11 protein-coding genes are annotated in these 13,086 nt (G+C 40.4%); 4 read left to right on the plus strand and 7 right to left on the minus strand.

Annotated features, from left to right (window positions below):
- Positions 1-19 precede the first annotated feature (19 nt).
- Positions 20-229, minus strand: a complete 210-nt coding sequence (locus C727_RS0112045) for a PsiF family protein (protein ID WP_017445901.1) — start codon at positions 227-229, stop codon at positions 20-22.
- Between the two features lie 114 nt (positions 230-343).
- Positions 344-1,126 (minus strand): DeoR/GlpR family DNA-binding transcription regulator, encoded by a 783-nt coding sequence (locus tag C727_RS0112050; protein WP_017445902.1) that lies wholly within the window; start codon positions 1,124-1,126, stop codon positions 344-346.
- Between the two features lie 164 nt (positions 1,127-1,290).
- Between C727_RS0112050 and C727_RS0112055 the strand changes: the two genes are divergently transcribed.
- Positions 1,291-1,962 (plus strand): phosphoglycolate phosphatase, encoded by a 672-nt coding sequence (locus tag C727_RS0112055; protein ID WP_017445903.1) that lies wholly within the window; start codon positions 1,291-1,293, stop codon positions 1,960-1,962.
- 4 nt (positions 1,963-1,966) lie between these two features.
- On the opposite strand, the gene C727_RS0112060 is transcribed toward C727_RS0112055, so the two are convergent.
- The gene (locus C727_RS0112060) at positions 1,967-3,418 is read right to left on the minus strand and encodes an FAD-dependent oxidoreductase (RefSeq protein WP_017445904.1); all 1,452 of its coding nucleotides are present in this window, start codon (positions 3,416-3,418) and stop codon (positions 1,967-1,969) included.
- Between the two features lie 207 nt (positions 3,419-3,625).
- On the opposite strand from C727_RS0112060, the gene C727_RS0112065 reads away from it, so the two are divergent.
- Positions 3,626-5,713 carry an EAL domain-containing protein gene (locus tag C727_RS0112065; protein ID WP_017445905.1) on the plus strand — a complete coding sequence of 696 codons (2,088 nt, stop codon included), beginning with the start codon at positions 3,626-3,628 and terminating at the stop codon, positions 5,711-5,713.
- Between the two features lies 1 nt (position 5,714).
- Here the strand turns inward: C727_RS0112065 and C727_RS18500 are convergent, their stop codons facing one another.
- Positions 5,715-6,638 carry an alpha/beta hydrolase gene (locus C727_RS18500; RefSeq protein WP_017445906.1) on the minus strand — a complete coding sequence of 308 codons (924 nt, stop codon included), beginning with the start codon at positions 6,636-6,638 and terminating at the stop codon, positions 5,715-5,717.
- Positions 6,639-6,698: 60 nt separating this feature from the next.
- Positions 6,699-7,586: a LysR family transcriptional regulator gene (locus tag C727_RS0112075; protein ID WP_017445907.1), complete on the minus strand. Its 888-nt coding sequence runs from the start codon at positions 7,584-7,586 to the stop codon at positions 6,699-6,701.
- 194 nt (positions 7,587-7,780) lie between these two features.
- Between C727_RS0112075 and C727_RS0112080 the strand changes: the two genes are divergently transcribed.
- Entirely contained in the window at positions 7,781-8,818 is a 1,038-nt protein-coding gene (locus C727_RS0112080; protein WP_017445908.1) for a PepSY-associated TM helix domain-containing protein, read from the plus strand.
- Positions 8,818-9,642 (plus strand): DUF4198 domain-containing protein, encoded by an 825-nt coding sequence (locus tag C727_RS0112085; RefSeq protein WP_017445909.1) that lies wholly within the window; start codon positions 8,818-8,820, stop codon positions 9,640-9,642. Before C727_RS0112080 ends, C727_RS0112085 begins: the two co-directional genes overlap by 1 nt.
- 208 nt (positions 9,643-9,850) lie before the next feature.
- Here the strand turns inward: C727_RS0112085 and C727_RS0112090 are convergent, their stop codons facing one another.
- Together C727_RS0112090 and C727_RS0112095 are read right to left on the minus strand one after the other, a co-directional pair.
- Entirely contained in the window at positions 9,851-10,456 is a 606-nt protein-coding gene (locus C727_RS0112090; protein ID WP_155949235.1) for a hypothetical protein, read from the minus strand.
- A 582-nt stretch (positions 10,457-11,038) separates the two neighbouring features.
- Positions 11,039-13,060 (minus strand): GAF domain-containing hybrid sensor histidine kinase/response regulator, encoded by a 2,022-nt coding sequence (locus tag C727_RS0112095; RefSeq protein WP_017445911.1) that lies wholly within the window; start codon positions 13,058-13,060, stop codon positions 11,039-11,041.
- Positions 13,061-13,086 lie beyond the last annotated feature (26 nt).

Below are 13,086 nucleotides of genomic sequence, written 5' to 3' on the forward strand. Positions count from 1 at the left end.
GTTTCGTGTGTTAGAACATTTATTCGCTTTCAGCGCTTTTTTGTAAAGACGATTTAACGCAAGACTTCATCCATTCTTTACGTTCATCCTTAGCCACTTTTTGCTCTTTTGCTTGCGCTTTACAGGTTTCGCGTGCTGCTTGACGTTCTTCTTTAGAAGGTTTAGCTTGCACTGCAACAGAAGATAAAGAAAGCGCAATCACGCTAGCTAAAATAATGCCTTTTTTCATGAAAGTTTACCTCGGTAAATAAAATACAAACTTGCTGTTTGCAACAGGCATTTTGCGCTTACCGGGTAAAGCTGCAAGCGAATTTACAATAAAATTACATTAGCGATAAAAAATTTACACCAATACGATTTCTAACCCGTGCTGACGGTAACGCTGCAATAGTGCGTTATCGGTACTACGTTCTGTGATTAATATATCTATCTGATTTAACGAACAAAAAATAAAGCTGCTACGCTTTTCCAAACTCGTAGATGGGGCTAACACGACCAGTTTTTCAGCCTGTCTACGCATTTTCTGTTCAGCTCTAACCAATAAAGCATCTGATTCAGTAACACCGAACTCACTTAAGCCCGGTGTGCCAATAAACATTTTTGAAGCGCTATAATGTTGCGTTGTATCATTATCAAAAGCACTTAAAACAATGCCCTGTTCACGGTAGACTTCACCACCGGGCAATGAAACTTGATTACGACTATTGGTTACCAAGTCGTGAGCAAGGGCAAACGAATTAGTCAAAATATTTAATTTTCGCTCACGTAAAAAATCGCCCATTAAATCGGTGATCATACCACCATTGATAATAACGGATTCGCCATCTTCGCATAATGCTGCCGCTTTTTGCGCTAATGCTCGATTAATTTGCTGCGGTGTTTTTGCGGAGTTAGTCGGGCTTGCTAACGTTGGACGTGCGGCTTCGTTGTCCGCCCCACTGGCCGATGTTAGTACTTTAGCACCCCCATGTACGCGCGTGATTTTGTTTTGTTTGTCTAACTTTACCAGATCTCGGCGAATGGTTGCTTCAGAGCTATGCAGTAATTCAGTTAACTGAGCAACTGTCGCAAATTTTTTTTCTTCTAATATATCCAGCAGTCGCTGCTGCCGTTGAATTTCTAACATGGTTTTCCACTAAACAAAAAATAATCAAAAATAATCATGAATTTTAAAAGTTTGACATAGTTCAGTGATTTACGCAATCAGAAGCCTGCTCGAAACAAACTTACAGAGCTGAGCAAATATTTGTTAAACTCATATTTTTATTCTATTTACGCGGTATTTTTTTCGTGACGACAAAAACAACGACCATATTATTTGATTTAGACGGCACTTTAGTCGACAGCGCCCCTGATTTAGCAAACTCGGTGAATGCAACCTTAATTCAGCTCGGACGTGAGCCCTTCACCACTTCAAAGATCAGAAACTGGGTTGGCAATGGGGCTAAAGTCTTAATAGAACGAGCGTTAAGTGGCCAAAAAACGATTTCAACTACGCTCGATCCACAACTTGCAGACAAAGCATTAAAACTTTTTTTACACCATTATAGTGAACATTTAGCTGTTGATTCAGCGCTCTACCCTGGCGTAGCAGAAACGCTGTCTGCGCTCAAAAATAAAGGTTATAAACTGGCTTTAGTCACCAATAAGCCTTCTGCATTTATCTCACCGCTACTTAAAGGGTTGGCGATTGATGATTACTTTTTAGCAAACATAGGGGGCGATACGCTGCCGCAAAAAAAACCAGCACCCGAACCCTTATTACATGCCGCCGACTTATTAAAACAAGCGCCCCAAAACTGTGTAATGGTGGGGGATTCTAAAAACGATATCCTTGCCGGTAAAGCCGCTGGAATGCTAACGGTCGCCGTTACCTATGGTTACAATTATGGGGAGGATATTAGCTTACAGCAACCGGATTTTTGTTTTGATCATTTTGCGCAAATAAACCAAGTCTTTTAATTGATTAAATTTCTCTCGCTAGCGCAGGTGGATAGCCACGGGATTTGGCGATTTCCTGCGCTTTTTCACTCAGCGCTTGCGCAGAACATTGGGTCGGTTTATAAAAATCGCCCTCATGCGGGATAAATTTTGTCTGACAATGTTTTTTTAAGGCATTTATAATGCAACGACTTGCCGCTAATACTGACGAGGCTTTAACAATTTCGGCTCTGGCATAGGTACTTTTATAAAATGAAACATCTGCCGTTCTAAGATCCGGATTATCACCCGGAATTTGCTGCGCTCCATATAGAGGTTTTGCCGCGACCTTGGCAGATTCAAAAGCAGGAATATATTGGCTAATATGTTTTATATTACTTAATGTCCTCGCTTGCACAACTTCTAAAGGCCAACCTTTATCAAGTTTATTCTGAAAAGGCGCTGCCAGTTTCGGCTGTGCGCTATCGGCCGTGCTACGTGCCAGCCCATTTGAAAATAGTGTAATTTCCTGTGTCATTCCATGCAATTGAAAATAGTTGTCAGGATAAGGCGTCAATTGCGCCATGCCATGTGGGGTACCTCTTTTGCCGTGAAATAATACTTCAGGCCATTGGCCTTTTTTTGCTGGCCAATGAGCGACATAAGCCGCTTTAAACTCCAACATGCGTTCACGCGATACAGCTAACATATCATCCAGCTGCCCACTTTGGTAACCGCATGCATTGACGACAAAATCACAGTTTAGCTGTTTAGATTTATGCTGCTCACTGTCACACATATTGATTTGCCAGCCGTTTTTTTGCTCTTGTATATCCGTAACTTGATGATTTAAGTATAAATTACAGTTGCTAGCTGCGTTCAGTGTCAATTCAGCTAACGCAGAAAAACGGAAACCACTTAAACCGTATTCTTGCACTAAAATAAGTGGATACTTAAGCTTATCTAAATCCAAAGTTTTAGCGACTGGAATCAACCAGTCGGATAATTGCCGAATGCTTGCTGGGATCTTTTGTTGAGCCAAAGCGTCTAGTTGTGCTCGATCAAATTCTATAAAATACTCACCTGCATCACCCAACACCTTGTTTCTGTGATCTTTTTTAATTAAATCTTGATAAGCTGCCGAAAGTTTTTTAAATCTGGGCAGCAAATCCAAAGGTTCACTTTCATCTTTAGTTGGCACTGCAATCACAGTTGGTCGCAAGTTCACACATTGAGGGAATACCTTTAATATATCAATAGATTGCTCTAACAAGGTTAAACAGTTTTCGTCCGACAATTCGCGATAAAAACTACCTCCTGCATGTAAATGACATATCGGCGGCCCATTAACTAACCCATTGCCTTTTTCAATTAAGTTAACCTGGTAACCTGCTTCAACTAACTTTAATGCGATAACTGAACCCGCCAACCCGCCGCCAATAACAGCGACAACCGGCACATCAGATGCCTGATGTTGAGAATTTTGCTCTATTTTCAAACACGCTTACCCTGTTTTTATATTTACTAAAATAACCTGCTCACTTTACTCAAGTTTTTACGCTTTTGCACGTGTATTAGATCTTACTGGCTGCTGTATCAGTAATAAATAAAGTGAGCTAACGTAACAAAACCCCTTAATGTAATTGAATAATTTAAAAGACCTGTTTAAAGTGTTAAAAACAGTGTAAAACTTAGGCTTATAAAATTGATAGATGCCCATTTTTTAATACTTGCAGTTGATGATGAAACGGTTGCATTGAATATAATAAATGACATTGTGAGCGAAATCTGCCCAGTCATTTGTTGCTCTGATCCTTTCGAAGTTCAATCACTCGCTCTTGCAAAATTGCCAGAGTTAATTTTGTTAGATTTTGAAATGACCGGAAAAAATGGCATTCAGGTTTGTAACGAGTTAAAAGCGGATCCTATCACTAAGGATATTCCGGTGATTTTTGTCACCTCTCATGAGTCAAAATCGTCTGAAATTGCAGCTTTAGAAGCAGGTGCTATTGATTTTATTCATAAACCAATTGACCGCCATACCTGCCAAATACGCATTCGCAACCATTTAAGCCTATTAAAAACTAAACAAGCGTTAGTTAAAAGCCAGCAGACTCTAGTCCAGCAAAAACAAAAACTCAATATTACCTTAAACTCAATTGGTGATGCAGTAATTTCAACCGATGCCGAAGGTTTGGTCACTTTTATGAATCCTGTTGCTGAGAATATGACAGGCTGGCATCAAAAAGACGCGTTGGGACAACCAATAGAAAAAATTATGGTTTTACGCCACGCAGATACCCAAAAACCTATGGATAACCCTGTTTTTAATGCCATGCGAGAAAAACGTCGGGTAGCGATGGCGTTAAATGCCCAACTGCAAAGCAAAGACGGCAATGTATTCAGAATTGAAGATTCTGCATCCCCAATCATCTTGAACAATGCCTTGATTGGTGCCGTAGTCGTATTTCATGATGTCAGTGAAGCCATTGCCATGGCGGTTAAAATGAATCACATTGCAAATCATGATCCCTTGACCGATTTACCAAACAGAATTTTATTACACGACCGCATTGGTCAGGGTATCTATACAACAGCACAAAATAATCAAATCATGGCACTCATGCTGGTTGATATCGATCATTTTTTATATGTGAACGATTCTGCGGGCCATATTGTGGGCGATCTTATCATCAAAAAAATAGCGGATCGTTTAAAAACTTTTGCCGCGTCCCCTGCCACTGTTTCGCGTATTGGTGGTGACGAATTTGTTCTAGTTCTGCCAAACTTGTGCGAGTTAACACAAGCAGAACAAGTGGCGAACCAGATCGCAACGTCTTTTCAAACTCCTTTTGTGATTTATGAGCAAGAATATAAACTAACGGTGAGCATTGGTATAAGCTTGTACCCAGATGATGCGAATGATGAAGAAACCTTAATGCGCCATGCTGACGTTGCGATGTTTAGAGCAAAAGAGCAAGGCCGCAATCAGCATTGTTATTTTTCAAAAGAATTAGAACGTAAACTTGTTGACCGTCACAGCGTTGAGAGTGTGCTACGCAACGCACTCAGTCATCAATCTCTTGAATTGTATTTTCAACCTCAAATTAATCTAAAAACAGGCGAGCAAGTCGGCGCAGAGGCATTAGTCAGGTTAAAACACGGCGAAAATTTTATCTCTCCGTTAAGTTTTATTTCGTTAGCTGAAGAAAATGGCATGATACATGAACTTGGCCGACAAGTTTTAAAACAAAGTTGCCAAATGATCAAATACCTTGAAGATAAAGGCACACCACTTAAAATATCAGTTAATATTGCTGCCCGTCAATTCAATCAAGCAGACTTTTATACCGAGACCCTAAAGATAATCAAAGACAGTCAGATAACTGCTTGTTATTTAGAGCTTGAATTAACCGAAAGTGCGTTAATGCATGATTTTGAAGAAACCCGCAAGCTGTTGCAAAAATTTCGCGAATTGGGCATCTCTATTGCAATTGACGACTTTGGCACCGGTTATTCAAGTTTATCCTATCTAAAATTTTTTAATGTCAATATCTTAAAAATTGACCAGTCTTTTGTTTTTGACATGTTAGACGACCAGCAAAGTTTAAACATTGTGAAAGCGATTATTAGCATGGCTAATGCAATGGATTTAGAAATAGTCGCAGAAGGCATAGAGAGCCAAAAACACGCGGAAAAACTGATCGATCTTGGCTGCTCAATTGGCCAAGGCTACCACTACGCCAAGCCGCTGCCAATTGAACAGTTTATAAAGCAGGTACCACAACATTGAGCTAGTTCAGCTGCAACCATTTAGTTAAACTATCAAACCAATCGAACGGGTGTTGCATTGAAAAACCATGGCCACCCGTTGGTAAAATAAGCAATTGAACATCAACGCCTTTTTGTTTTAACGCATGGTAATAAACCAGACTGTTTTCCACTGGTACCGCTTTGTCATCGGTTGCGTGCACGATAAACGCTGGCGGCGTTTTTTCACTCACATTTTTTTCAGCAGAAAAATACTCCACATCTTCTGGATACAAGTGTGGGCCGATTAAATTATTACGTGACCCTTGGTGAGTAATTTCACTGTGCATGCTAATCACTGGATAAATCAAAATTTGAAAATCGGCTTTAATCTCACTTGATTTGGTGTTTATCAATACAGGATCACTTGCGTGTACCGCCGCAGTGGCAGCTAAATGACCACCAGCCGAAAAGCCCATAATACCGACCCGCTCCACTTTTAAATCTTGTTTGTTTTGATGAACCCAAGCTAAAGCCGTTTGAGCATCTTGTAATGGGCCAAAACGTTTATCCTGCATAGTTTCCGCTTGTGGCATTCGATATTTTAATACAACGGATGTGTAACCATGCTGCGCGAGCCTTTGAGCGACCTTGCTTCCTTCATGCACAATAGAAACCCCTGAATACCCGCCACCCGGACAAATAACAATCGCTGTTTTTTTGTTTTCGCCCTGCGCTGGATATATCGTTAGCTCGGGTTTCACCACACCTTTGATAAAGGTATTTTCGGCTTTAGGATCTCTAATACTTTCGAGCCCGCCGGGTAGCGCACCTGGGATATCGGTACGGTATAAATCTATGCGCCTCGTTTGGTCTGATACTTGATGTGATGATTGTTTATTTGCACAGGCGGCCAATACACTGACAACCAATAAACTTGTAACACTGTTGATAAACCCTCTGCTCACGTTTAGCTCCGTTAAATAACTCGAAAAACCCTACTATAAAACGCTCGCACTAAGATTACATCAAATTTGCGAAAACCAATCTTTTATATGATCAACCGCAGCGCCCGTTTTAGCAGGCATAGTATCATCATCGGGCGTGACAGCGTAGACATGATAAGAGTCAAGCAACCAATCCGGCAATATATGCACCATATCTCCGGCTAATAAATAATGACGTATTTCAGGCTCTGGTAAAATAGCGTAACCCAGTCCGTCTAGCGCCAATTGGATACAGGTTTGCATAGAATTGACACAAATATTCGCGCTCGCAACAGCTATCTCTTGTGGCTGACCACTGTGACGATATTTTAGGAATAAGGAGCTTTGATGCGCAACATGCACATATGATGTTAAATCTTCTGGGGTGCTCAGTCTTTTCTGAGCCAGTGGGTGAGATTTAGCGACACATAATACTCTTCGCCATGTTGCTAAATGTCTACTCACGTAACCGGTTTGGTTGACTTCATGCAACGAAATTGCCAAATCAGCTGGCGTTTTTTGTAAATCCAGTGGCTGATCGGTCAGCGTCAGATCGAGTTTAAGCTTAGGATAATTTTGAATTAAACTGTCAACGGGTCGGCTTAATAATCCGCCACCAAAGCCTTCTGGCGCAATAATGCTTAAATCACCGCTTGGCTGTTGTTGCAACTGCTCAAGTTTTGTCAACGCTTCTTGCGAAACTAACATCATCTGTTTGGCATACGTATAATAAACCTGACCTGCCGAGGTCAGGTTTAAACTTCGTGTATCCCGATGAAACAAACGGATCTGAGTTTCATCTTCCAGCTTTTTTAGTTGCTGACTAATGGCAGAGACCGTCATATGCAACTTCTTTGCCGCCACACTCATACTTTGTGTGTCAGCCACTTCAATAAAAACTCGTAACGACTTTAATAAACGGGCATTCATAAAATTTTCTTTTAATACTTTTAAAAAATAATTACTTGCCAAGACAGTAATTAAAAAATAACATAAACAAGAATCATTATCATAAAGGTATATTTTATTAGAGCGAAGTAACTTTACACCAAACTTACACTTTACGAATAATAATCCCGTTAAACTGAGCGCTTAACAAGAACAAACAATCACAGGAGCATATTATGCCTCGGGCGCGACAACTATGGAATGTAAAAAACTGGCATTGGATTAGTTCTGCAATCTGTTTAGCTGGCATGCTGCTTTTTGCAGTTACCGGCATTACTTTAAATCATGCTGCAGAGATAGAGTCTGAACCCAAAATTACATCCTATGAAGCTGAACTTCCTGCAAATATTTTAAGTTCGCTACAGCAACAAAAAAGCTTAACCAGCAGCTTTAAAAGCTGGTTTAAAAACCAAACCGGACAAAACATTCCTGACGCAATAAAGCCAGAGATAAATGCCGGTGAAATCTATTTAGCTATGCCCCGCCCAGGCGGTGATAGCTGGTTTAGTTTAATGCTAGAAACTGGAGAGTTTTATATGGAAACAACCGAAAGAGGCTACATTGCTTATTTAAACGACTTACATAAAGGACGCAATACCAGCAGCGCTTGGCGCTGGTTTATCGATATATTTTCTATTGCCTGTATTGTATTTACCGTGACAGGATTAATTTTATTAAAAAAATACGCTAAAGGACGTAAATCCACTTGGCCGCTCATTATCGCGAGCTTTTTATTACCAGTTGCAATCGCCTTGATTCCAGCTCATGCCGGTGAGTTAAAAGTAGAGATCCCAAGAATCCAAGTATCTGAATACCACGCCCCATATGTTGCTGCTTGGATCAGCGATAAAAAGCATAAAAATGTGCAAAATATCTTTGTCTGGTACGACTATAAAATGAAAGATGACGAAGGTGAAAAATGGCTGAAAGATATGCGTTTATGGTGGCGCCGTGGCGGCCGAACCTTGGATCTACCCATTGATGGTGTAACCGGAGCAACCCGACGTCCGGGTATTGCCAGCGTTGATATAAGTGAAGCGCTAAACAGTTTAACCCCAGGAACTTATCGCTTAAATGTAGAAGCGGCGCGCGAACTTGGTGGGCGTGAAGCAGTTTATATTGAGTTTGATTGGCCGCTCACACCAGGCACTCAACTAAGCAAAAATGGCCAAAAAGAACTCGGAAAAATTCAACTTATTATGGAGAACAAATAATGAAACTACGTACTATTTTAACCACCACAGCATTAGCGCTTAGTTTAGTCAGCACTGCACAAGCCCACCGGGCTTGGGTAAAACCCAGTACAACACTCTCGTCTGGTGACACTGAATGGGTGACTTTTGATGCAGCCGTTGCAAATACCATTTTTTTTGCCGATCATTTTCCATACCCAGTACAGCGTTTAACTGCATGGGATCCAAACAAAAAAGAAGTTGAATTAAAAAACGTGCAAAAACTTAAATACCGAAGCGTTTTTGATTTAGAATTGACCGAACAAGGTACCTATAAGGTTTTCACTGCTGCAAACTCATTACGCGCTTCATGGAAAGATGCAGACGGCGAACGTCAACGTTGGCCAGGTCGAGGTGAAATTGGCACCGCTGAAGATTTTTATAAAAAAGTGCCTCAAGATGCAAATGAGTTATCTGTTAGTCAAAATGCCTATCGCCTTGAAGTTTATACCAGTTTACAAGCCCCATCCGCCGCAGTTTTAAAACCGACCGGTTCAGGTTTAGAATTGAATGGTAAAACTCATCCTAATGATTTGTATACCAGCGAACCCATTACCCTAGGTTTTTTAATGGATGGTAAACCTGCCGAAGGCACTGAGGTGACTCTGGTAAAAGATGGTGAAAAGTATCGTGACGAATCCGGTGCACGTAAATTTACGACAAACAAACAAGGCGAAATCAACTTTGAATTTGACGAGCCTGGATTGTACTGGTTAGAAGCCGAATACGAAGATGATAAAGCACAGGCGCCAGCAACGAGTCGTCGCGGCAGTTATACTTTAGTTGTTGAAGTACTGTCTCTTTAACCCCCACAAACGCTAAAACCCTCAACCTTGGCCGACAGCCGGTCAAGGTTGAGTTCAGGCCCACTTCATCTCAATAAACAATTTAACTTGTTTACCTAGTTTACAACTTTTAGCTTGGTAATAGAGATCAAATATGCCATTGCGCAACTGATCTCTATTTACGATAGGTTTCGGGCGAACTTGATATATTAATCAAGCCGAAAACCTATTAATACGGTGTTGAAAGCACTATGCCGAAACTTTGATCAAAACTATCACCACTTAGATATTTTGTAGCGTGAAAGCCGACCGCCATGCCAGAAAAACTATATAAGTAAGTGGCTTTAAAAAAAGCACCGCCTTCTACGTCAATATCTTCCCCCGGACAATCCGTACAAAGACCTACCCCTCGACTTGCATCTCCAACATAGGCGTACCCAGCTTGAGCAACCAGCATATGTTCTTCTTTATTTCCTAAAAACCATCTTGGTCCAAAGGCAGCACTGACAGACCAACCTGTCGTACTAGAATCGACCGTATCTTCATTTCCAAATTGATCTACGACGTCTTGTTCCCAAGAATCACTGTCATCGTATACTTGAAGACCTATGCCTAATGATGTAAGCCATTTACCACTCTCGTAATCTGCAGAGAAGGAATATTCCATTGCGTTTTTTGAAATTGTCGGTTCTTCTTTCAACGCCTCAGACGTTAGCGAAAGTTGAGAAACTGTTAGCCAGCTAAACTCCCAATCACCAGATTTGGATTCTTCAGTCGCAACAGCGGAATTAGAAAAAAGCGCTGTAGCAATCATACATCTCATTAATTGTTTCACTGCAATTCCTTATTTTTATTGTTTGATATTTAATAAAAAACACTATGTCACCTAACATTCACAAGCATACTATTGTGTCGTTTTTAGGTGTTCATGCCACGCTTGAACTTAAGCAGACAACACTCTAGCGCTTATGCACTCCCAGTTTGTACAAATGAATCATCTGTTAAACAGGCAAATGACAAGGTTATTTGGTTTGATTTATATTTTAGGAATTTGCTTTTTAAGGATGGCCAGCATTGCAAGTTATTTCCCTTTTATTCGAATTCCATCAATCCATTTAACTTTGGGCGACACAATATTTAACCACAATTAAACCAAATTAACATACTGTTTTCAACCATAAATTTTGGCTTACCCTGATCTTTTACCCAAACCACAACACGTAACTTATATATGCTGTCAGTTCGATGATAATGTTTTGATTTAAACCGCCTGCAGGCACAACTTATAACTTGTTATTCATTTGGATACTTTGGCCGGCTGAACCTGTATAAAACATTCTATACAGTTACCGTAAACATTTATAATGAACGTTTAAACCACACATCATGCATGATTAAATTTAATTTGATACCACTACTAATTTAAAATTTCTGAATTAATTAGCGCTTGTTTGATTTGATCAGGTTCGACTGGTTTACTTAAAAACCCGACCATACCTGCATCATAGCAGGCCTGTTTATCTTGTGCCGACGTGTGTGCTGTTAACGCGATTATCTTGGGCGCTTTATCTTTTTTGTGCTGCAATATGAAAGCGGAAGCTTGCATCCCATCCATTTCGGGCATTGCACAATCCATAAAAATGATATCATAATCCCTCTGCTTGCAAAGGTTAATGGCTTGTTGGCCGCTGTCTGCTAAGTCACATTGCACCTCCATACTCGTAAGCATGGCTTGCATTACCATACGATTTATTTCATTGTCATCGACGACGAGCACTTTTAGCGCGGCAAAATCACAAAAATTATTTTGCGTAGCATAAAGATCAACCCCAACTTCATCCCTCCCCCTATGCTCAATGATAGTCAGAGGTAAGGTTAAGTTAAAACAACTACCTTTATTTAGTTCACTTTCAACCTTAATTTGCCCGCCCATTAAATCAACAATTTCAGCGACAATCGACATGCCAAGCCCTGTGCCACCATATTTACGAGCCATACTGCTATCGGCTTGGTGATAAGGAATAAATAAGTTGTGTAATACACTCGGCTCCATGCCAATGCCTGTATCACAAATCTGGATCTCTAAGCGCCTATCTAAATTAATTGCACCCGAGAGTTTAACTGATCCCTGTTGGGTAAATTTAACCGCATTGTTTAACAAATTAAACAATACTTGTTTTAACCGTATTTTATCGGATTCAACCCAAATCCCCTTCAGCGCCGTATAGTTTTCTAAAAACTCAAGTTCTTTAGGTTCACAAAGGGTTTTATAATTGGCGCTCGCTTCTTTAAACAACCGAAACAAATCGAATGGCTGGGATTCTAGTGTTAAATTACCAGACTCTAATTTAGAATAATCTAATACGTCATTGATTAAAGCGACCAAGGTATCCGAACTGGCTAACGCCATTTGAATATGTTCATCAAACCGAGCAGATTGACTAGGATCTTTTAATGCATGTAACATGCCGTTAATACCATTGATAGGCGTGCGCAATTCATGGCTAACTTTCGCCAAAAAAGAGCTGCGAGCCGCTAATAACTGCTCAGCCTGCACGCGTTTTTTTTGAAGCTCACTGCGGATCATGACAATTGAGTGGATATCTTGAACTGCCCCAAATATCCGAATACATTGCCCCTCTTGCATAACAGGTTTAGCATAAACCGATAGCCATTTTTCTTGCCCTTGAGTCGTGATAATACGCGCTTCTAATTGCCATGGGCAGCCTGTTAGCTGGCACTCGCTTACTTTTTCAATTATGGTGTCTCTGTCTGTTCCTGCTTTATAAAAATTTATTGCAGAAGCTAATTCAGGTTGATAATTTTCACTCACCTGATGTATTTTTCGCGTTTGTCGACTCCAATACAGTTGCGATTTTTTTAAGTCAACTTCCCAATAACCAATGCTCGCCAGCTGGCTGATTGATGATAAGGCTTCACTGCGACGGGTTAACCGTTTTAGAGTATGACGACGTTCAAGCTCTCCACCCAGCCATTGGGCCGCGACCGAAATAAAATCCAGGTCTTTGTTCGTAAAATCACGTTTACAACTAGTTTTAGAAAAAAAATTTAACGTGCCATATATTTTTTTATCAACATAGATGGGAACACCAATATAGGCATTCAAGCCATATTTTTTAAAACAATTGGTTGCGGCAAATTCGCTGTGCGTTACATTCGCAACGGCAGTTGCTTGACCGTGTTCCACTGTAAAACGACAGTAAGTATCTTTGAAGTCGAACGTATCTCCCACAGAAAGTTCTATGGGACCCCGGCTAGCCAAATAATTAATTTGATAATCGCGGCCCTTAACTTGACAAATAGCACCCACTTCAAGGTGGAAGGTATTTAATCCAAGTTTTAATAGCTTTTCTATTTTTTTCTCAAACGCTAAGTCTTGATGAGAAGTAATTAAATGAAGCTGCTTGAAAATGCTCAACTAACCGTACCTTATAAGGTTAATGC

Origin of the sequence: Gayadomonas joobiniege G7, from assembly GCF_000300815.1 — a bacterium.
Lineage (GTDB): Bacteria > Pseudomonadota > Gammaproteobacteria > Enterobacterales > Alteromonadaceae > Catenovulum > Catenovulum joobiniege.